Genomic DNA, 21,846 nt, shown 5'->3' with positions numbered 1-21,846 from the left:
TGCGATGAGCACGATCGTCATCCTCTGCGACCACGCCCACCCCAGCGGCGGGCTGGCGAAGGTCACCATCGCCGGCGCCGTCGGGCTGGCGCGGCGCGGCCACCGGGTCCACTTCTTCACCGCCGTCCCGCCCATCGACCCCGCTCTGTTGACCGATGGAATCACCGTCCATTGCCTGGAGCAGCCCGACCTGAAGGGCAATGCCGACCGCGTGCAGGCGGCGCTGCGCGGCATCTGGAACCGGGAGGCGGCGCGCGCATTGGAAAGCCTGCTCGGCAGTTGCCCGGCGAACGACACGCTGGTCCATATACATGGCTGGGCCAAGGCATTGTCGCCCAGCGTCTTCCCGGTCTGCCGGAAATCCGGCCTGCCGGTACTGCTGACCCTGCACGACTATTTCCCGCTCTGCCCCAACGGCGCCTTCTTCGTCTTTCCCGAGGGCGTCAACTGCCCACACCGGGCACTGTCAACCGGCTGCCTCGCCACCGATTGCGACGCCCGCGCGCGGCACCACAAATGGTGGCGGGCCGCCCGTCACGCGGCGGGGGCGCTGGCCGGCGGCTTCATCGACGGGATGGCGCTGGTGACGCTCAGCGACCGGCAGCGCGCGGTGATCGCCTCCCATCTGGCGCCCGGCACCATCACCCTGCCCGTCCCCAACCCGGTTGAAGTTGAGGACCGTGGGCCCGCCCCGGTCGCCGGCAACCGTCCCATGCTGTTCGTCGGCCGCCTGTCGCGCGAGAAGGGCGCCGCTCTGCTGGCCGAGGCGGCGGCGCAGGCCGACTGCCCGGTGCGCTTCGTCGGCGATGGCGACGAGGCGGCGGCGGTGCGCCGGCTGAACCCGGAGGCGGAGCTTGCCGGCTGGCTACCGCCCGACGCCGTGCTGGAGGAGGTGCGGCGGGCGCGGGCGCTGGTGGTCCCGTCGTTGTGGTATGAGACGTTCGGGCTCGCCGCCTACGAGGCGCTGGCGAACGGCGTTCCCATCGTCGTCAGCGACAATTGTGCGGCGGCGGAGGCGGTGCTGCCGGGAGAGAACGGTTTCCTGTTCCGCAGCGGCGATGCCGCCGACCTAGCCCGCTGCCTCCGACTGCTGTCCCACGACGCGGAGGTGGAGCGGATGGGCCGCAATGCCCATGACGGGTACTGGCGCGCGCCCTTCACGTTGGACCGCCATCTCGACCGTCTGGAGGAGGTCTATTTCGCGGCGCTTAGCGACGGCATCGGTTCGCTGGGCGGGCTCCACCGGCGTACCCGGGCCTTCGCGCCATGAGCGGCGGTCCCGGCTGCCGCATCGGCAGGCGCGCGCTGCTGGCCGCGGCCCTAGCCCTGCCCGTCGCCCGGCCCCCCTACGCTGCCCAAGCTGCCGCCCAAACCTCCCAGGACAAGCCCTTGCGCCCGGCACCGGCCCCGCCGCCGAGAAGCGGCCCAGCCCTGTCGATCAGAGAGCGAGGCGCCATCGGCGATGGCCGCAGCCATCCTTTGTCGGAGCGTTACAAGAGCCTGGAGGCGGCACGGCGCATCCATCCGCATGTCCGCTCGCTGGACCAGGAATGCGATTGGGCGGCTTTGCAGGGCGCCGTCCTGGAACTGGCGCGCAGCGGACAGGGCGGGACGGTACTGGTGCCGCCCGGCGATTACCGGCTGGATGGCGAAATCGTCCTGCCCAACCTCGACCGCTATGACGACGCCTTCAACGAGGTGGAGATCGTCGGCGCCGGCATGCGCGCCTCGCTGCTGTCCTGGCCGGAGGATCTGGGGCCGGGTCGCTTCGCCATTCGCGCCGGCAGCCGGCAAGGCGTGCGCGACGACGACAAGGGCTATCAGCGCAGCCGCATCGCACATATCAGCCTGTGCGGGCCGAAGTCCGGCAACCGGCCGGGCGATCCGCCGCCGGGCATGGACGGGTTGGCGCTTACCTCCCGTTTCCTGCTGGAGCGGGTCGGGGTGTTCGGCTTCCGCGCCGGGGTGGATGTCTGGCGCGACCATTCCTCGCTGATTTCCTGCCAACTGACCAAGAATCACATCGGCGCCTATTGGTCGGCGGGGACCGACAGCTTCGGCGATCATCTGTTCCTCGACACCGATCTCGCCGGCAACACGCTGGCCTCGATCGCCGTGGCGCCGGAGAACGGCATCGACCACTCCAGCTTCATCTCCTGCCATTTCGGCTTCTCGCCCTACGCAATCCTGGCGGAGGACGGGGTGGCGAAGCGGACCTTCCTGTCCAACAACAAGTTCCTGGACTGCGCCTTCGAGGCCTGCGGCAACGGCTGGATCCAGGGGCCGATGGCGGAGATGTACGGCAATGTCCTGATCGGTTGCAGCGGGTCGCTGCTGCCGGCCTATCGCTTGGCCAAGCGGCCGGTCACCGGCCTGATCGTGGTGCGGGCGCTGGAGCGCAACGAGTTCACCGGCGGCAGCGCCAGCTTCGGCGACGGCACCAACGACCGCGCTGTCGACATCGAGACAGCCGCCATCGTCGCCGCCTCCGCCGTCGGCAACCGGTTCGACGATGCGGAGCGGCTGATCCGGCTCGGCCGCGACGGCTTCGCCCCGGCTCTCGCCGTCTCCGGTACCTGCCGCGCCAACCGGTTCCAGGCGCTGGACTGCTCCGGCGAATTCCGCAAGGTCGGCGCCGGCGGGGTCGACGCCGGCAATCTGGTGCAGCGCGACTATGACCGGGTGCGCCGGCTGGAACCCGACCGCCCGGCCGACGGGGTCGCCCTGACCACGGCTGGCGCCGGCGGCATCGTTCCCGTCGCCACCGCTGGAACCGTGCCGGTCGGCAAGACCCGCGCCGCCATCCGCATGGGCACCGTCCTGCGCCCCGGTAGCGGCACCTCTCAGAGGGTCGATCCCACCCCTGGGCCGGCAGCGCCGGTCGGCATCGCGGCGGTGGACGCGGCGGCGGGAACCGACAGCGTGGTCATGGAACTGCGGCTGGAGTTGCGGTAAGGGCGACCGGTCAGGACGCCGACCCGGCCAACACCCGCCGGCCGTCGACCGCCTGATCCGCCGGCCCCAGTTCCTCCAGCAGATCGGCATACTGCCCGGCCGTCACCGACCAGTCCTGGCATTCCGCGATGCGGCGGCCTGCCTCCCCCATACGGCGGCGCAGCGTCGGGTCCGCGGCAAGATCATCCATCGCCCGCACCAGATCCCCATGCGCGTCCGGGTCGTCCAGCAGGATGGCGGCTCCGTCCTCCAGCAGACGGCCGGCGCCGGCCAGCCGGGTGGTGACGACCGGCAGGCCGCTGGCCGCCGCCTCCAGCAGAACAAGACCGAAGGGTTCATAGCGGGTCGGGAAGACGAACAGGTCGGCGGCCCCCATCAGCGCCGCCACGTCGCGCCGGTGACCGAGGAAGCGGACCCGGTCCTCCACCCCCAGCGCCCGTACCATCGCCGGAAACGGGCCGCCGCGCTCGTCGCCGACCACCGCCAGCGCCAGATCCGGCACCTCGGCCAGCGCGCGCAGCACCCCATCCAGATTCTTGCGGTCGCTGCGGGCATCGCCGACGAACAACGCCACCGGCCGGCCCGGCGGCAGGCCGAACAGCGCCGGATCGGACGTGCCCGGACGAAACTCCCGGACATCGACGCCGTTGTCGATCACGCGCAGCCGGGCAGGCTCGATGCCGTCCCGGCGCAGTTCGTCCGCAACGGTCCGTGAGACCGCCACCAGCCTGCCGGCGCGGCGGAAGCTCCAGCGCTCGAACCCGACATTCAGCAGCGTGTAGAGCGCCCGATAGAGCGACAGCGGCGAGATGCCCTTGCGGATGGGATGTGTGGCTGACCGCATCCAGGCGGAATGGACGAAATGCACGGCGTTCACATCCGACCGCGCCCAGCTGACGAAGCCGTTCACCACCACCCGGTCTATCCCGGCCTGCCGTTCCCGCGCCAGGGCCCGGCTCGCCCGCCAGGCGAACAGCTGGTCCTTTGCCAACTGCGTCGGCACACCGCCGCCTGTAACCGGCACCCAGCGCAAGCGCGGATGGCGTGCCAGTTCCTCCGCCAGTTCCGACGCGATGGCGACGACCTCATGCCCGCGGCGGAGCAGTTCATCGACCACCACGGCGTTCACGCGCCCCTGTCCGTCATGCCGGACGATCTTCTGCGTGACGACGGCGATGCGCAGGGAAGCGGTGCGCATGGAACGATCTCCTGCCCGGCTTGATCGGCGGTATTTACGGCGGTTCGTGCCGAAGTGGACCACGGCGCCGGCACCTACGCCAAACAAACGAAAGATACGGACGCCACACAACAGGCTTAAGACTGCCGTTGTCAGAATCAGTCCTTCAGACGCTAAAGCATTCGCGGACTCAAAATCGATTTTTTTGGAAGAGTCAAAGATGAGTCAGAGTCATGTCCCAAGATTGACTCTCCTTTCTATAGTGAATTCTGTGCGACTACTCCCAACGAGCAGGGTAATCCAACCGATACGGTTAACCCGACCTAGCAAGATCTTAATATCCGATTAATGGGAGTCGTGCCGATGGCGCTCACCGGGTCCAATCTCATCGATGTCACCTTTGCGATCGACGCATGGGGACAAGCAGCCGGCGGCGTCTGGCCGCATCTGGCGCTCAAGCTCGACGGCGCGACCATCGGTCAGGCGACGGTGAACAGCAGCACCCTGGGGCGCTACACCATCTCCGCCAAGGTCGCGGCCGACAGCGCGCACAAACTGCAGATCGTCTACGACAATGACGGCCTGTCGGGCGGTGCCGACCGCAACCTGTTCGTCCGCGCCGTCTCGGTGAACGGCACGTCGATCGCCGCCACCGATCCGTCGGTCACCTATGACAAGGGTGCGGTCGACGGAAAGGACGTGGTGAAGGGGCAGGAAGCCCTGTACTGGGGCGGTGCGCTGAACGTTCCGCTGCCGGCGTCGCTGTTCCCGGCAGCCAATGCAGTCGACGCGGCTCCGGCGGCGACCAAGTCCTACAGCGTCGTCGTCAACGCCTGGGGCAAGAGCGCCGGCGGGGTGCCGCCGCACTTCAAGCTTCTGGTCGACGGCAAGGCGGTTGGCGACGCCAAGGTGGCCGCCACCAGCCAGACTGCCTACAAGTTTACGGTCGATCTCGATCCGACCCAGGCGCACAAGGTCCAGGTCCAGTACGACAACGACGCCTTCGTCAACGGCCAGGACCGCAGCCTGTATGTCGGCTCCGTCGTGGTGAACGGGCACAGCGTCGCCTCGACCGCCGCCGGGGTCACCTATGACCGAGGCGCGCTGGACGGCAAGGACGTCGTCTCCGGCCAGCAGGGCCTGTGGTGGAACGGCACGCTGAGCGTTCCCGTCACCAAGGATATGCTGGCCGGCGGCACGACGACCACGCCAGCCACACCGACCGCTCCCACCACGCCCGCGCCGACCACGCCGGCTCCGACGGCGCCGACGGCCACGCTGCCGAAGAACGACCATACCGCCAGCGCCGGGGTCAGCAGCGACCGGCCGCCGCTGATGTCCGACGTGTCGACCATCTCCTGGGGTGCCGACCGCGGGCTGGCGCCGCAGCACCTGTTCTGGGAATCGGTGCCCGACTACTCCAACGCCTCTCACCTGAAGGAAACCCGTGACGTCGCCGCCGGTCACCTGTCCGACGGTGTGATGCCGCTGATCGGCCTGCAGTTGTGGGAGGACACCTTCGAAGAGTCCCAGAACGGCGGTGAGTTCGCCAGCCTCGGCGGGCACAAGGCCTGGGTGTCCTGGGTCAAGGCGCACCAGCAGTATCTGGGCCGCGACGCCGACGGCAACGTCCTGAACGCCGACAGCAGCAATCCCTATGGCTGGGGCTATATCAGCCCGCTGATGCCGCTGGACGCCAAGGACGCGCCGGCCGGTTGGACCGGCGGCACCGCCCATTACGCCGACTGGATGGCCGACAAGCTGGGCCGCCTGTCGGCCCTGACCGGCACCCGCGGCTATGAGCTGGCCGACTTCTTCGACGGCAGCCCGCATTCGGGCGTGATGGACTTCTTCAACAGCCGCATGATCGCGGAGTTCAGCGCCAAGACCGGCATCAAGGTGGCGGGGTCCACGCTGGCGCAGCAGGCGGCCGACATCGTCGACAACCACCCGACCCAGTGGCTGGATTACTTCGTCGACGGCTGGGCGAACAGCTGGAAGGCGCTGGATGACGCCATCGTCAAGAACACCGGAAAAGCGGCTTGGCTGACCACCCAGGTGTCCTTCACCCCGGCGGCGATGCGTGAATTCGCCGGCGTCGATGCCCGCGTCATCACCGACACGATGAACGAGAAGGACATCCTGTTCAACGTGCAGACCCTCGAACGCTTCGAGATGCAGCACAAGCAGGCGCCGGCCTCCTACGAGCAGGCGATGCTGGGCATCCATGCCGCCCGCGCGCCGGACGCCCATTTCGGCCACATGATGTCCTCGTCGGAGGATGATTACTGGGGTGCGGTGAACAGCCTCTACACCGGCGTGACCGGGACGGTGCGCGAGGAGCTGGGCTGGGGCCGTCTGGAACAGACCTGGCTGCAGAGCGGCTGGACCATGATCGCCGACGACCAGGGCGGCGTCCGCCGCGCGGCGGAGCAGTGGTCGCGCAGCTATCACGACTGGGGCGAGGTGAAGCAGCCCTGGCTGGACATGCTGCGCGACATCGTGCCGACCCGCCCCTTCGGCCCGGCGCTCTATTACAGCGTCAATGCCGAGAAGGCGATGAACGCGCTGGAGCCCGACGGCAACGCCATCGGCAACGCCTATCTGGGCGAGCTGCTGGAGCCGATCACCAAGCTGCATGATGCCGGCGCGACCTTCGGCTATTACGTCAGCGACGCGGCCCTGCCGTCGATGACCAAGGCCAGCACGCCCAGCGCCTGGATCATTCCGCAGGCGACCTATGACGGGCACAACCTGTTCAGCGATGCCGAGATCGCCGCGCTGAAGGCCAAGGCGCCGGTCCTGATCGGCGACGAGGCGCTGAACTACCATTACCCGCTGACCTTCACCGACAAGGATCCGGACGCCCAGATCACCGGCTATGGCTTCTACGATCAGAAGGACCGGCTGATCGTCGTCGCCTCCGACCGGGTCGATTTCAATGACACCTCGGCGCGCAAGGCGGTCGCCACCCACGTGGAGCTTCAGCTCGCCAACGGCCACTACACGGTCCAGGACCTGATCCACAACACCACGCAGAGCTTCGACGTGGTGAACGGCGTCGGAGGCTTCGACACCACCATCGCCCGTTGGGACACCGGCGTCTTCGCCATCAGCCACGACGTGGCGGCGTAAAGCGGTCGTCCGACGGCAAGCTGTCGAAACGAAAGCGGAGTCCCGTCCCGGCGGGGCTCCGTTTTCGTTTCGATGTTCAATGAAAAATGTCCTGGCAAACTCTGTTTAAGAGTCTATATTATCGTCCGTGAAATCGCCCAGTGCAGCTTAAACTCAAGTCGAAGCATCTAACATAAGTTGTCTTGCAAAGAACTTTTTCTTCTTTGAACGGCAATATCGTTTGGCTTCCTTTGCTTCGAACCCTCCCCGCTTGGCGCAATCCGACAGAGAGCGGTGCCGCTTTACCGGGTAATCACTTCCACATTCGCGTGCAAGAACGATTTATTACTGCTGGCCTTCTGACGAAGGACTCTGCCCGGACAGTATGAGTCCACGCCCAACTGAGCCTGGAATCATTCCAGAAGTGCAGCAGACAATGCCGTGAGTGCCGGATCATAGTTTGATCTAAATTCGAACGGGCGAGCACGAGAAGACCGATACAACGTGCACCGTCCATCGGATGTGCGGCATTGCGCGGCTAGGCGCGGAGGCATCGGAGACTATGGTGGCAACGGCCTGAACGGGGGGCCGAGGGATGTATGCCGGGCACGAGAATCCGGCAGTCCCGAGTTGCCATGCACCGGTACCATCGACGTCGAAGCAAAGCGTCCAGGGGGGAATCCTTGCCTTCCGGCCGCGCGATACCGTCCGCCATTTCGTCTATTTCTTGGGGGAGACGGACATGTCCGATCGCATTCGTGTGATTGTTCACAATCAAAGCCGATTGCTGCGCGAATCCATCCTGAACATCCTGGACGACTGCTTCGAGGTCATCGATCCGCAAAGCCGCCTCGCAACCGGGCTTTCACCCAAGACGATGTGGAACGGCCGGGTCAACGGCGGCCTCGACCGCCATTCCGACGGCATGTCGGCCGGCGGCGTGGCCACGCTGGAGCCGCCGGCCGGCAACAGCGGTTCCGAAAGGACGGCCGACATCGTTCTGTTCGACCTCGCCTCCCTGAAGACCGACGCCTGGAACTTCCGTAGCTGGTACGGCGAGCAGGCCAAGCTGGCGATGATCGCCGACGAATTCTCCGCCCACCACATGCGGATGGCCCTGCGCTTCGGCGTGCGCGGCTATCTGCTGAACCGGATGGCCCCGACCGCCTTCGTGCTGTCCCTTCGCCTGATCCATGCCGGCGAGCCGGTCGTGCCGGAGGAATGCTTCGACTATTTCTCCCCCACCGCGCTTCGCCGCGGCGGAGAGGACGGGGCGGTGGCCCAGCATGAAAGCGAACTGCTGGGCTATCCCGGCCTCTACCCGCGCCACGCCCGCATCCTGAAGCTCATCATGGACGGATGCAGCAACAAGGAGATCGCGCGCGAGATGGGGATGACCGAGGATCTGGTGAAGCTGCATGTCCGCCACATCATGCAGACCATCAATGTCCGCAATCGCACCCAGGCCGCGCTCTGGGCCGCGCAGAGCGGCATCATCCAGGAGATGGAGTATTTCCTGGAACGGACGGCACCCTAATCCCACCCGATAAGGGCAAGGGCGCCGGAATGGCGGCGCCCGGCCCTTGCGGGTCTCAGGCCGGCACCACGCTGCCGGTCAGGAAGGCTTCGAACTGGTCGACCGGGAGCGGCCGGCTGATCAGATAGCCCTGGATGCGGGTGCAGCGCTGCAGGCGGAGCATGTCGGCCTGCTCCTTCGTCTCCACACCCTCGGCAATGGTGTCGAAGCCCAGGCTTTCGGCCAGATTGACGATGGTGCCGACGATGGCCGGATCGGTGGTCGACTTGACGATGTCGCGGACGAAGCTGCGGTCGATCTTCAGCGTGTCGATCGGGAACCGCTTCAGATAGGCCAGCGAGGAATAGCCGGTGCCGAAATCGTCGATCGACAGACGGACCCCGATGTCCTTCAGCCCATTGAGGATCGTCACCGCCTTCTCGATGTCGCCGATCATGGCGCCTTCGGTCAGTTCCAGTTCCAGCCGGTTGGCCGGGATTCCGGCGGACTCCACCACGCTGCGGACGAAGCCGACGAGGCGGGCATCCTGGAACTGGCGCGGCGACAGGTTTACCGACACCGACGGGATGGGCAGGCCGCGTTCGATCCAGCCCGCCAGCCGGCGGCAGGATTCGATCAGCGTCCAGGCGCCGATTTCCCAGATCAATCCGGTTTCCTCGGCCAGCGGAATGAACTCCGCCGGGCTGACCATTCCGCGCACGGGATGGCGCCAGCGGATCAGCGCCTCCGCCCCGATGGTGTGGTTGCCGGCAAGGTCGATCTTCGGCTGGAAATGCAGTTCGAACTCGTCGCCGCCGCTGGCGCGGCGCAGATCGCTCTCCAGCCCCAGGGTGAAGCCCGACCGCTCGCGCATCCCGTTGTCGTAGAAGACGTATTTGTGCTCCGGGTTGCGCTTGGCATGGTACATCGCCAGATCGGCGTTGCGCAGAAGCTGGTCCGCCGTCTCGCCGTCGTCGGGGTAGAAGGCGATGCCGATGGACGCGCCGCAGAACAGCTCCTGGTTATGGACGCTGAACGGCTCCGCCATCGAATAGAGCACCTTCTCGACCAGCCGGGCGCCGGCGGAGCGGTCGGCGGCGTCGGGCGCCACGATCAGGAACTCGTCCCCGCCGAGCCGGCCGACGGTGTCGGTCATGCGGGTGCAGTTGCGCAGACGCCGCGCCACCAGCTTCAGCAACTCGTCGCCGGCATGGTGGCCCAGCGTGTCGTTCACCTGCTTGAAGCGGTTGAGGTCGAGGAAGGCGACGGCGACCTTGCTCTTGCCGCGCTGGGCGCGGACGATCGCTTCCTCCAGCCTTTCGCAGACCAGCCAGCGGTTGGGCAGATCGGTCAGCCGGTCGAAGCTGGCCTGATAGCGGATCTGGTGTTCCTGCGACTTGCGCTGGCTGATGTCGGCGATGGTCAGGACATAATGTTCCAGCACGCCGCTCGGCGCACGAACCGACGTCACCGACAGGGCGGCGGCGAAGGCGTCGCCGGAGTGGCGGAAGCTGGTGACCTCCCCCTGCCAGCGCCCGGCCTGCCGCGCGGTGGTCCAGATGGCGTCGATGAATTCCCGCTCGTGCGAGCCGGGGGCGAACAGGACCAGCGGCCGGCGCAGCAGTTCCTCCCGCTGGAAACCGGTCATGATCTCGTAGGCCGGGTTGATCGCCTGCACCGTCAGTTCGGGATCGACGATCAGGATGCCGTCGGCGACGCTGTCGAACACGGTGGCGAGCAGCCGGATCTTCTCCTCATGCTGCTTGCGTTCGGTGATGTCCTGGACGGTGCCTTCGTAATAACGGATGCGGCCGGCGGCATCGCGAACGCAGCGCGCGCTCTCCGCGATCCAGATGATCGACCCGTCGCGGCGGAAGACGCGCGCCTCGAAACTGTGGACACGATCCTGGCGGGCCATCAGATCGGCGAAGGCCTCGCGCTTGCCGGGATCGACATAGAGCTGGCAGGCGATGTCGGTGAGGTTGGCGATCAGGTCTTCGGGCGAAGCATAGCCATAGATGTCGGCAAGTGCCGGATTGACCCGCAGGTAACGTCCGTCGACCGTCGTCTGATAGATGCCTTCGACAGCATTTTCGAAGATGCTGCGATACTGTTCTTCCGTCTCGTGACTCATGGTGCGCGCCTCATCCGACGCCAATCCCGAACCGCCTGGAAAAAACATAAGCCTGCAACTCAAACAACGATTGTGGAACTTCCACTTTTCCGCAATGCGGCAAAGTAGACGCCGGTTCGGAGAGTCCCGTCAAGCGACATCGCCGACACTGTCTCATAGTATGAAGGGAAAATATAACAAAAAGGTAACCGTTCCTGACCCATGACGGCTCCTACGACCGTTATTCTCTGCCAAGGCTTTGAACGGAAATGGAATTTCTCGGCAGCATCGTTAAAAACCGGAAAGATTTCGGTCGGACTGCGGAGCGTGCGTTGGCAGACGATCTGTTCAGCCTCATAGTCATTCCTGCACAAACGATTATTTTTTATTCAACATCGCACAGTCTTTGGGCAATGAGGCAGTTCACCTCCGGGCGCCGGTAGGGAGGGGCGGCGGAGATCGGCCGGTTGCCGGCCTCTTTGCGTTTGGCACACGCCATGCATAGGGTCTTTCCGTTCAAGCCAACGGCGGTTTGACCCGCGCGGGACCAAAGACCGGGGCCCGCACCCAAATCACACGCAGCGCGTCCTCCCTTCCCCGCCCCGCACCGGACCGGTGCCGCGCGGGCTCTACCGGACGCTGCGTGCCGTTCCTTCCGCGCTTGTTCCAAGGGGACACGTCATGTCGTATCTGGTGCCCTCCGAGTTCGTCACCAAAATGGTGGATGCCGGCGAATCCAAGATTTTCATGTCCACCCGCGACACCGTCATCCGCGCCTTTATGGCCGGGGCGATCCTGGCGCTGGCGGCGGTCTTCGCCGTCACGGTCACGGTCCAGACGGGCTTCCCGATCATCGGTGCCATCCTGTTCCCGGTCGGCTTCTGCATGCTGTACCTGTTGGGTTTCGACCTGCTGACCGGCGTGTTCGTGCTGTCGCCGCTGGCGCTGATCGACAAGCGGCCGGGCGTGACCGTCGCAGGCGTGTTGCGCAATTGGGGGCTGGTGTTCATCGGCAACTTCCTGGGCGCGCTGACCGTCGCGGTGATGATGGCCGTGGTCTTCACCTATGGCTTCTCGACCCCGCCGGACAAGGTCGGGTCGGTCATCTCGCACATCGGCGAGAACCGGACGCTTGGCTATGCCCAGTATGGCGCCGCCGGCATGCTGACCATCTTCCTGCGCGGCGTGCTGTGCAACTGGATGGTCTCCACCGGCGTCGTCGGCGCCATGATCTCCACCTCGGTCAGTGGCAAGGTGATCGCCATGTGGATGCCGATCATGCTGTTCTTCGGCATGACCTTCGAGCATTCGGTGGTGAACATGTTCCTGTTCCCGTCGGCGATGCTGATGGGCGGGCAGTTCTCGATCATGGACTACATGATCTGGAACGAGCTGCCGACGGTGCTGGGCAATCTGGTCGGCGGCCTGGCCTTCACCGGTCTGACGCTCTACGCCACCCATGTCCGCACGGCGCCGAAGCGCCGCCTGCATCAGGCCGGCCTGCAGCCCGCCGAATAAGGCGCCCGTCCCGTCATCCCGTCACCACCCCGGTCCAAGTTGGGCCGGGGTTTTTCCTGCCAAGGGCCGACATCGTGCCAAGGGCCGACATCTTGAAAGAGCTGCGGATTTCCATCGGCCAGTGCTCCGACAAGGGACGGAAGGAGTCCAACCAGGATTTCCACGGTGCGTTGATCCCGACGCCCCCGCTGCTGGGCATGAAGGGGATCGCGGTTGCGCTGGCCGACGGCATCAGCAGCAGCCGGGTCAGCCACATCGCCAGCGAAACCGCGGTGAAGAGCTTCCTGACCGACTATTACTGCACACCGGAAAGCTGGTCGGTGAAAACGTCGGCGCAGCGGGTGCTGGCGGCGGCCAATTCCTGGCTTCACGCCCAGAACCTGCGCAGCGAATACCGCTACGACCAGGACCGCGGGTTTGCCTGCACGCTCAGCGCGCTGGTGCTGAAGTCGGCCACCGCCCATCTGTTCCATGTCGGCGATTCCCGCATCTACCGTATCGCCGGCCGCGCGCTGGAACAGCTGACCACCGACCACCGGGTGGCGGTGTCGTCGGAGGTCAGCTATCTCGGCCGGGCGATGGGCGTGGTGCCGCATGTGGAATTCGATTGCCGGGACCTGCCGGTGGAAGCCGGCGACGTCTTCCTGCTGGCCACCGACGGCGTCTATGAGCATGTCGATGCCGATTTTTTGATCAACGCCATCGCCGACCATGCCGACGATCTCGACCGCGCAGCCCGACTCGCGGTGGAGGAGGCGCTGCGGCGGGGCAGCACCGACAATCTGACTCTCCAGATCGTGCGAATCGACGCCGTCCCCGATGCGGGGACCGACGACCTGTTGTCCCGCCTGTCCGACCTGCCCCCGCCGCCCCTGCCGGAACCTGGAATCGAGTTCGAGGGCTACCGAATCCTCCGCGAGTTGCATGCCAGCAGCCGCAGCCATGTCTATCTGGCCCAGGACAGCGCAGGCGGCCCTGCGGTGGCGCTGAAGGTTCCGGCCATCGACCGGCGCGACGACCGCGCCCATCTGCGCCGCTTCCTAATGGAGGAGTGGATCGCCCGGCGGATCAACAGCCCGCATGTGCTGAAGGCCCCACCGCAAAGCCGGCCGCGCCGCCACCTCTATGTCGTCACCGACTATCTGGACGGGCAGACCCTGACCCAGTGGATGCGCGACCACCCCGGCCCCGACCTGCCCACCGTGCGCGCCATCGTCGAGCAGATCGGCAAGGGACTGCAGGCCTTCCACCGGCTGGAGATGCTGCACCAGGACCTGCGGCCCGACAATGTGATGATCGACCGGACCGGGACGGTGAAGATCGTCGATTTCGGATCGGTGCTGGTGCCCGGCATCCTGGAGACCATGCCGGATGCCGACCGCGGCGAGATCCTCGGCACCCTGCAGTACACCGCCCCCGAATATCTGCTGGGCGAGGGCGGAACGACAGCGTCCGATCTCTATGCGCTGGGGGTCATCGCCTATCAGATGCTGACCGGCCGTCTGCCCTACGGCGCCGACGCGGCGACCGCCACCACGCGGGCGCGCCAGCGCAAGCTGGTCTACCGCACGGCGCTCAGCGACCAGCGGGACATCCCGGCGTGGCTTGACGGCGTGCTGCGTAAGGCGGTCCATCCGGACCCGGCCAAGCGCTATCAGGAATTGTCGGAGTTCCTGTACGACCTGCGCCACCCGCGCAAGCAAGCCGCGGGAATGCGGCGCCGGCCGCTGATCGACCGCAACCCGCTGGCCTTCTGGCAGGGGCTGTCGGCATTGCTGGCGCTGGCGGTGCTGGTCCTGCTGGCCGGCCGGGTCTGATCGGCCCGCCGGCAGGACGAACGCGCAATCAGTGCCCGTGGGCGACCTTGGCGCCTTCCTTCAGCTTATAGAGGCGCGAGCAGTAGGGGCATTCGACTTGCCCTTCGCGATCCAGCGTCAGATAGACCAGCGGATGGCCCAGCGCGCCGCCGCCGCCGTCGCACCCGACGGTCGAGGTTTCAACAAGGATCGTCTCGGTCGGCTGCATGGCAGTCATCCTCTGTTTTGACAGGCGCGCCGGTTCACGCCATCGTGGACACGCCCGCTGTCCGGGCCCCCGATCGGGGTTCCGCGCGCGCGGGCCGGATGATACCCATCGCGCGCCGCGGATCAACGGGGGAAACCGCCGGACTCGCGGGCTTTTTCGTCAACCGCAATCATCATGGTTCAGGATCAATGGCCGCGCCCACCGATACCCCCACGCCCGTCTCGCTTCCCGCCAACGCGGTGGAGCTGCGCGGCCTGACCAAGATCTACCAGCCGACCGGCAAGGCCGGGCCGAAACATGCGCTGAAGGGCATCGACCTCGCCATTCCGCGCGGGTCGCTGTTCGGGCTGCTCGGCCCCAACGGCGCCGGCAAGTCGACGATGATCAACATCCTCGCCGGGCTGGTGAACAAGACCGGCGGCACCGCCACCATCTGGGGCCACGAGGTGTCGGAGCATCCGCGCCGCGCCCGCGCCTCCATCGGCGTGGTGCCGCAGGAACTGAACATGGACCCCTTCTTCACCCCGCGCGAGATGCTGGAGCTTCAGGCCGGCCTCTATGGCGTGCCGAAGAAGGAACGCCGGACAGACGAACTGCTGGAGGCCGTCGGGCTGGCCGACAAGGCCGACGCCCATGCCCGGTCGCTGTCCGGCGGCATGAAGCGCCGCCTGATGGTGGCGAAGGCGATGGTCCACACCCCGCCGGTGCTTATCCTCGACGAGCCGACCGCCGGCGTCGACGTGGAACTGCGCCGCCAGCTCTGGGATTATGTGCGCACGCTGAACAAGTCCGGCACCACCGTCCTGCTGACCACCCACTATCTGCAGGAAGCGGAGGAGCTGTGCGACACCATCGCCATCATCAACCATGGGCAGGTGGTGGCGTGCGAGCCTAAGACGACCCTGCTGCGGCGGGTCGACAACAAGGCGCTGTGCCTGACGCTGGAGCGCGACCTGACCGCCCCGCCGCCGTCGCTGGAGGGTTATACGGTGGAGTTGCCGGAGCCGCGGCGGATGGTCGTCCGCTATCAGCCGAGCCGCCAGCGCGCCGGCGCCATCCTGTCGGCATTGGCCGCTTCGGGAATCGGGATCGTCGATGTCACGACCGAGGAATCGGATCTCGAGGATATATTCCTCCAACTGACGGGTGGTGCGCACAGCGACACAGGGGTAATCCATGCGGCATAGCGGTTCGGCGGCTGTCGGCTTGGCGGCTGTTCTGGGGTTGGGACTTCTGCTAGGCGGCTGTGCCGCCGATTTCCAGCCGATGGGAACGGCCGTCGTCCAGCCGCAGCTGAACGACCGCGTGCTGATCGCCGCCGATGGCTTCGAGCTGCCGATGCGCTCTTGGCTGCCGGCCGATGGCCATGTTCGGGCGGCTGTGGTGGCCCTGCACGGCTATAACGACTATTCCAACGCCTTCGACGGCGCCGGCCGGGACTTCGCCGCGGCCGGCATCGCCACCTATGCCTATGACCAGCGCGGCTTCGGTGCAACCCGCGAACGCGGCGTTTGGGCCGGCACCCCCACCCTGGTCAGCGACGCCCGCACCGCGGTGGAGATGGTGCGCAGGCGCCATCCCGACGTCCCGGTCTATCTGATGGGCGAGAGCATGGGCGGGGCGGTGGTGCTGACCGCGATGACCGGCCCCAATCCACCGAAGGTAGACGGCACAATCCTTGTCGCCCCCGCTGTCTGGGGCCGGCAGGCGATGGGCTTCTTCCCGCGCGCCGCTCTGTGGATCACCTACAACCTCGTGCCGGGCATGGTGGTGCATCCGCCGCAGGATCTCGGCATCCATCCGTCCGACAACATCGAGATGCTGCGGGCGCTGGGCCGGGATCCGCTGGTGATCAAGGGCTCGCGCGTCGATGCGCTGGAGGGGTTGACCGACCTGATGGGGTCGGCGCTCGACGCTTGCCAACGTCTGCAGACACCCTCGCTGGTACTTTACGGCGCGCATGAGGAGGTTCTGCCGCCGCGGCCGGTGGAACGCGCGCTGAAGGATTTCGAGGCCGGCGGGCGGCATGTCGTCGCGGTCTATCCCGATGGCTACCACATGCTGCTGCGAGACCTGAAGGGCAAGCTGGTCGTCAACGACGTCATCGCCTGGATCGAGAACCCCAAGGTGCCGCTGGCCAGCGGCGCGGACCGGGCGCCAAGGGCGCTGCTGGCGGCCAAGTAAAGGGCGGCCACTATTTGTCACACGCGGCGGCGCGATTGCCGGTCAGACGGATTGTTCCTTATCCATCGTGACCTGCGGCATTCGCGGAGGGTTGCCAATGCGTGATGATCTGAATGACGACCCCGCTCCCGACCTGCAGCTGTCCCCGGCGGAAGTCGAGGAAATGGCTGCGGAACTCAAGGTTTCGCCGTTGTGGGTGCGACTGGCTCTGCTGTTCCGGCCGGCCAACCGGGCGGCCTTGGTGGCGATGGTGGCCTGGGCCAGCGGATTGCCGCTTCCGCCTACCTGAAAGGCGCATTCGGCCGCATGGAACCTTTGCAGCCAAAGGTATAGTACCCCTTAGGACCAAAGCAACTCTGCCACTTTCAGCGGTTGAGGGCTAAGGTACCGCATAAGCGGACACCGAACGTCCCCGTTGGGAGGAACCATGCACAGCGTCGAATCCCAGGTTACCCCGTCCGGCGCCCCCCGCGCGCCGACGACCGCCCAGTCGACCATGTCCTCTACCATGGATGTCCAGATCATCGCCGACCGCTACGGCTGGACCACCCCGATGGCGCGCTGGTGGATGGCCTTCGCCGCCTCTTCGGTCGGGCCGAAGCCGGACACCATGATCGCCTTCCTCGACAAGACCGTCGGCGGCGTGACGATGATCCGTCGGCGGTGAAGTCGGTGGACAAACGAGATTGAGAAAAGCGGCCCTGCGGGGCCGCTTTTTTCTTATCTGGCTTTTTGGGAATGTTAGACCTCCACCTAACCTCCGCCGCTCTCCCACATCAGCACTTGCTCCCTCCCCCGCCCAGCGGGGGAGGGTTGGGGTGGGGGCAAGTGAGTGACTTCACACCCCCGGCGGCACGATCCTCCAGATCGCCGCGGGGTTGCGGTGGGGATCCAGCCATACATGCTGGAACTTGCCGATCCAGGTGAAGCGGTGGCCGCTGAACAGATCCTCCACCTGGACATGGGCGCCGTCCGGCAAACCCAGTTCCCACAGCGGAACCTCGATGGTGCCGCCATGGCCGTTGTGGGGATCGAGGTTCACCGCGATCAGGATCACATTGTCCTTGGCCGCCGTCATCTTGCCGTAGAGCAGGATGTTGTCGTCGAAGGCGTTGTAGAAGCGCAGGTTGGTGAACTGTTGCAGCGCCGGGTTCTCTCGGCGGATGCGGTTGATGGCGGTGACGTAGTCGCGGATGTTGCCGGGCTTGTTCCAGTCCCAGTGCCGGACTTCGTACTTCTCCGAGTGGTTGTATTCCTCCTTGCCGGGATAGGCTTCCGCCTCGCACAGCAGGTAGGGGCCGTAGAGGCCGTAGACACCGGCCAGCGTCGCCGCCAGCACAGCCCGCATCATGTGCGCCGGCCGGCCGCCATGGGTCAGGATCGGCGGCAGGATGTCGGGCGTGTTGGCGAAGAAGTTCGGCCGCATGTACTCCCGCGATTCACTCTGCGTCAGCTCCGTCAGATACTCGGTCAGCTCCGGCTTGGTGGTGCGCCAGGTGAAGTAGCTGTAGGACTGGGTAAAGCCGACCTTGGCCAACCGCTTCATCAGCTTCGGCCGGGTAAAGGCCTCGGCCAGGAATAGGGCGTCGGGGTAGCGGTCCTGCACCTCGCGGATCATCCATTCCCAGAAGGGGAAGGGCTTGGTGTGCGGGTTGTCGACGCGGAAGATGCGGACACCCTCCTTGCACCACATCAGCACCACGTCGCGCAGCGCGTACCACAGATCCGGATAGGACTGGCGGTAGAAGCTGACATTGACGATGTCCTGGTACTTCTTCGGCGGATTCTCGGCATAGCGGATGGTGCCGTCGGGCCGCCAGTAGAACCAGTGCGGATGCTCCTTCACCCAGGGATGGTCTGGAGAGCACTGCACGGCGAAGTCCAGCGCAATCTCAATGCCATGGCGCTTGGCCTCGCGCACCAGCCGGCGGAAGCTGTCGAAGTCGCCGATCATCGGGTCGATGGCGTCGTGCCCGCCCTCCTCCGCACCGATGGCATAGGGCACGCCGGGATCGTCGGGACCGGGGTTCAGCGTGTTGTTCTTGCCCTTGCGGAAGGCGCGGCCGATCGGGTGGATCGGCGGGAAATACAGCACGTCGAAGCCCATGTCGCGCACCATGGGCAGCAGGTTCACCACATCGTCGAAAGTGCCGGGCCGCGACGGATCGGGCGAGGCCGAACGCGGGAAGATCTCGAACCACGCCGAATAGGCGCCGGCGGTGCGGTCGACATAGACCTCCAGTTCGCGGACATAGCGGGACTTATACTGCCGCTCGCCATACTGCTTCATGACGCGGCGCGGCTCGTCCGACAGGGCGTAGTCGATGGCCTCGCGGCCGGCCAGCGACTGCATCCGCTCGATCACCGCCTCCAGCGCGGCACGGCCGTCACCATGGTTCAGGTCCAGCGCCTGCTCGACGAAGCGGCGGCCCTCCACCAGTTCCAGATCGACGACCATGCCGGCATCGACCTTCTTCTTGAAGTCGGCGCGCCAGCTTTCCCAGACGTCGCGCCAAGCCTCGATGCTGTAGGTGTAGCGGGCGTTGCGGGTCAGCGGCACGCGGCCGACCCAGCGGTCGTTCTCGTGGAAGCGCATCGGCGCCTCGCTCCACTCCTCGTCGCCGTCCGCCTTGTACATGACGGAAGCCGCGAGGACGAAGGTGCCGTCGGTGTAGATGTCGGCCCACACCTCCATCACGTCGCCGACCGCGCGCTTGACGGCGAAGCGGCCGCCGTCCAGCTCCGGATAGACATTCTCGATGGTCATCCGGCCGGCGGCGATGGAATCCATCCATTCCCGCTCCTCCACGTCGTGGAGTTCGACCGGGTGGCTGCGGGCGGCGCGGGCGCGGAAGACGCGCAGTTCCATCGGGCGCAGCATCATCGCCTCGCCCGGCTCCATCGGCAGCGGCTCCGCCTCCGGCGTCACATCCTCGAACGCTTCATAGGTGCCGCCGGTGGCGGCCAGGATCGGGCCGACGTCGAGCGTGTGCGGCCGGTTCTCGTCCGGGTTCAGCACCAGGATGGCGCAGCCGTCCGGCTGGTCGAGCGCGGCGCCGTCCACCTGCCGGATCAGGCCCAGCACCGGGCTGTGCGGCGAGGTCACGCGGCGCTGCGGTCCCTCGACGTTCAGGGCCGGAGTGGCGGCCTTCATGGCGTTGACCGCGCCGATGAAGCCGGTCAGGTCCAGCTTCGGCTGTTCCCAGTCGGCGGGGCTGGTGCGCACCACATCCAGCTTGCGGGTGAAGCCGTATTCGTAGCCGACCGGCATCAGCACGCCGGTGGAGAAACTGGCGGCGAACAGATAATGCATCTTCAGTTGGGCGGCGAGCCTTACTGCGTCCTGGCTGCCAACTTCCGCCGCCAGCCGGTCGGTATCGTGGCTTTCCGGAAAAGCGATGGATGGCGCGATCCAGCGGAACTCGTCATACTGGTCCAGCAGCCAGTCGGCCTTGAAGTCCCACCATTTGGCGCTGTTGAACAGGAAGTCGAAGCCGGCGCCGCACAGTTCGCGCACCTGTTCCACGGTGCAGCCCAGCGTCTCGGCGAAGAACTTCACCTCCGGGTTCACGGCATGGGCGGCGTCGATCAGGCTCTTCCACACCTCCGCCGGAACCTGATAGGCGGCGTCGCAGCGGAAGCCCTTCACGCCCAGCCCGATATAGTGGCGCAGATAGTCGGACCAATAGCCGATCAGCCCGGCCCGCGACTCAGCCCGGTCATAGTCCAGCGAGGCGAGGTCGCCCCACACCGTGACGTTGGCGGTGTTGTTGGGATCGACGGCGCCGGGCCGGTGCAGGTCGCCGTCGGGGCCGCGCTTGTACCAATCGGGATGTTGGTCGACCAGCAGGGCATCGCGGGAGGTGTGATTGATGACGAAATCCATCATCACCGACTGGCCGTGCGCCCCGGCCTCCCCGATGAAGCGGCGCAGCAGTTCGTCGTCGCTCTCGTGCGAGCCGCCACGCAGCGCGTCATGCAGCCGATAGGGATCCTTCACCGCATAGAGGCTGCCGGAGAATCCCGGCTGATGGATCGGGTTCAGGAATATCCAGTCGAATCCCATCCCCTGGATCCGCGGCAGGTGACCGGCCCAATCGCGGACCGGACCAACCAGGGTCGGAAACAGGTTGTAGATGCGTGGTCCGACGATGCTCATGGAACCCCCTTCCTTGGCCCTGCTTCTCCGTTGACAGCCGCCGGTCCCCGTTGTGGGATCGACGAAGCGACATCGGCGCTGTCCCCTCCGGAATGCACCGATGCCCACACTGCGGCCGACACCATGCTCCCGCCGGTCAACCCGTCGGGGCGGTGAAGGTTCCGCCCGCCGCATATGGCAACCCGCAACGGACATCACCAGCACAGGATGCACCTAATGGCCGAGAAGCCCGGCAAGGCCTCGAAAATCCGCCTCGGTAAACTGGACCAGAAGAAGGTGCGGATCGACACGGCGGAGGAGTACGACCGCCGACTCGGCAAACTGCAGAAGGAACTGCTGCACATCCAGCAGACCTATTGGCACGAGAAGCGCCGCGCCATCGTGGTGTTCGAAGGCTGGGACGCCGCCGGCAAGGGCGGGGCCATTCGTCGCATGACCGAGCCGCTCGACCCCCGCGGCTTCCATGTCTGGCCGATCTCCGCCCCCACGGCGGAGGAACAGGGAAAGCATTACCTGTACCGCTTCTGGACCAAGCTGCCGGCGGCCGGCACCTTCGCCATCTTCGACCGGTCATGGTACGGCCGCGTCATGGTGGAGCGGGTGGAGAAGTTCGCCAGCAAGGAGCAGTGGAAGCGGGCCTATGACGAGATCAACGAGTTCGAACGTCTGCTGACCGACGACGGCGTCCGCATCGTCAAGCTGTTCCTGCACATCACCCCGGAAGAACAGCTGGAGCGCTTCCGCGAGCGGATGAAGAACCCCTACAAGCGCTGGAAGCTGACGGAGGAGGATCTGCGCAACCGCGCCCGATGGGACGACTACGTCAAGGCGGCGGAGGCGATGTTCGACCGCACCTCCACCCCCCAGGCGCCGTGGCACGCGGTGGAGGCGAATTCCAAATGGTTCGCCCGCCTCAAGGTGCTGGAGATCGTCACCGCCGCATTGAAGGACGGCGTGAACATCGCCCCGCCCCCCATCAACGGCAATGTCGCCCGCATCGCCGCGGAGGTGCTGGGCATCGATTCCGACCTGTCGGATTCGGGCGTTTCCGACGAGGAGCGCAGCGGCAACGGGTAAGGCGCCGC

General features: G+C 66.1%; 15 protein-coding genes. 11 read left to right on the top strand and 4 right to left on the bottom strand.

Annotation, left to right across the window (positions count from 1 at the left end; translation table 11 throughout):
* Positions 1-4: 4 nt before the first annotated feature.
* Positions 5-1,270, top strand: a complete 1,266-nt coding sequence (locus B9N97_RS12130) for a glycosyltransferase family 4 protein (protein WP_085086609.1) — start codon at positions 5-7, stop codon at positions 1,268-1,270.
* The gene (locus B9N97_RS12125; RefSeq protein ID WP_085086607.1) at positions 1,267-2,955 is read left to right on the top strand and encodes a DUF2190 family protein; all 1,689 of its coding nucleotides are present in this window, start codon (positions 1,267-1,269) and stop codon (positions 2,953-2,955) included. Before B9N97_RS12130 ends, B9N97_RS12125 begins: the two co-directional genes overlap by 4 nt.
* 10 nt (positions 2,956-2,965) lie before the next feature.
* Here the strand turns inward: B9N97_RS12125 and B9N97_RS12120 are convergent, their stop codons facing one another.
* On the bottom strand, positions 2,966-4,153 hold the full coding sequence (locus tag B9N97_RS12120) for a glycosyltransferase family 4 protein (RefSeq protein WP_085086605.1): 1,188 nt from the start codon (positions 4,151-4,153) through the stop codon (positions 2,966-2,968).
* Positions 4,154-4,495: 342 nt separating this feature from the next.
* Here B9N97_RS12120 and B9N97_RS12115 point away from each other — a divergent pair, with 342 nt between their 5' ends.
* Positions 4,496-7,267, top strand: coding sequence for a carbohydrate-binding domain-containing protein (locus B9N97_RS12115; protein WP_244560686.1), 2,772 nt, complete (start codon positions 4,496-4,498; stop codon positions 7,265-7,267).
* A 721-nt stretch (positions 7,268-7,988) separates the two neighbouring features.
* Positions 7,989-8,783 carry a LuxR C-terminal-related transcriptional regulator gene (locus tag B9N97_RS12110; protein ID WP_085086603.1) on the top strand — a complete coding sequence of 265 codons (795 nt, stop codon included), beginning with the start codon at positions 7,989-7,991 and terminating at the stop codon, positions 8,781-8,783.
* A 55-nt stretch (positions 8,784-8,838) separates the two neighbouring features.
* Here B9N97_RS12110 and B9N97_RS12105 read toward each other — a convergent pair whose 3' ends face one another.
* On the bottom strand, positions 8,839-10,896 hold the full coding sequence (locus B9N97_RS12105) for a putative bifunctional diguanylate cyclase/phosphodiesterase (RefSeq protein ID WP_085086601.1): 2,058 nt from the start codon (positions 10,894-10,896) through the stop codon (positions 8,839-8,841).
* Positions 10,897-11,556: 660 nt separating this feature from the next.
* Between B9N97_RS12105 and B9N97_RS12100 the strand changes: the two genes are divergently transcribed.
* Both B9N97_RS12100 and B9N97_RS12095 read left to right on the top strand, forming a co-directional pair.
* Positions 11,557-12,393, top strand: a complete 837-nt coding sequence (locus tag B9N97_RS12100; RefSeq protein ID WP_085086599.1) for a formate/nitrite transporter family protein — start codon at positions 11,557-11,559, stop codon at positions 12,391-12,393.
* Between the two features lie 92 nt (positions 12,394-12,485).
* Positions 12,486-14,210 (top strand): bifunctional protein-serine/threonine kinase/phosphatase, encoded by a 1,725-nt coding sequence (locus tag B9N97_RS12095; RefSeq protein ID WP_244560685.1) that lies wholly within the window; start codon positions 12,486-12,488, stop codon positions 14,208-14,210.
* A 28-nt stretch (positions 14,211-14,238) separates the two neighbouring features.
* Here the strand turns inward: B9N97_RS12095 and B9N97_RS12090 are convergent, their stop codons facing one another.
* On the bottom strand, positions 14,239-14,427 hold the full coding sequence (locus B9N97_RS12090; protein ID WP_085086595.1) for a zinc-finger domain-containing protein: 189 nt from the start codon (positions 14,425-14,427) through the stop codon (positions 14,239-14,241).
* Positions 14,428-14,606: 179 nt separating this feature from the next.
* On the opposite strand from B9N97_RS12090, the gene B9N97_RS12085 reads away from it, so the two are divergent.
* The 4 genes from B9N97_RS12085 to B9N97_RS12070 all read left to right on the top strand — a co-directional run bounded on the left by B9N97_RS12085 (position 14,607) and on the right by B9N97_RS12070 (position 17,269).
* On the top strand, positions 14,607-15,605 hold the full coding sequence (locus B9N97_RS12085) for an ABC transporter ATP-binding protein (protein ID WP_085086592.1): 999 nt from the start codon (positions 14,607-14,609) through the stop codon (positions 15,603-15,605).
* The gene (locus B9N97_RS12080; protein ID WP_085086590.1) at positions 15,595-16,602 is read left to right on the top strand and encodes an alpha/beta hydrolase; all 1,008 of its coding nucleotides are present in this window, start codon (positions 15,595-15,597) and stop codon (positions 16,600-16,602) included. Before B9N97_RS12085 ends, B9N97_RS12080 begins: the two co-directional genes overlap by 11 nt.
* A 97-nt stretch (positions 16,603-16,699) precedes the next feature.
* Positions 16,700-16,891 carry a hypothetical protein gene (locus B9N97_RS12075; protein WP_085086588.1) on the top strand — a complete coding sequence of 64 codons (192 nt, stop codon included), beginning with the start codon at positions 16,700-16,702 and terminating at the stop codon, positions 16,889-16,891.
* 138 nt (positions 16,892-17,029) lie between these two features.
* On the top strand, positions 17,030-17,269 hold the full coding sequence (locus B9N97_RS12070) for a hypothetical protein (protein ID WP_085086586.1): 240 nt from the start codon (positions 17,030-17,032) through the stop codon (positions 17,267-17,269).
* Between the two features lie 171 nt (positions 17,270-17,440).
* Here B9N97_RS12070 and B9N97_RS12065 read toward each other — a convergent pair whose 3' ends face one another.
* Positions 17,441-20,761 (bottom strand): maltotransferase domain-containing protein, encoded by a 3,321-nt coding sequence (locus B9N97_RS12065; protein WP_085086584.1) that lies wholly within the window; start codon positions 20,759-20,761, stop codon positions 17,441-17,443.
* A 216-nt stretch (positions 20,762-20,977) separates the two neighbouring features.
* On the opposite strand from B9N97_RS12065, the gene B9N97_RS12060 reads away from it, so the two are divergent.
* A complete protein-coding gene (locus B9N97_RS12060; RefSeq protein ID WP_244560684.1) occupies positions 20,978-21,838 on the top strand; it encodes a polyphosphate kinase 2 family protein in 861 nt (286 codons plus the stop codon).
* Positions 21,839-21,846: the final 8 nt, after the last annotated feature.

It is taken from the genome of Azospirillum oryzae, assembly GCF_900177515.1.
GTDB classification, from domain to species: Bacteria; Pseudomonadota; Alphaproteobacteria; order Azospirillales; family Azospirillaceae; genus Azospirillum; species Azospirillum oryzae_A.
The sequence above is the reverse complement of the archived record's forward strand: the minus strand, read 5'-3'. Positions and strand labels throughout refer to the sequence as shown.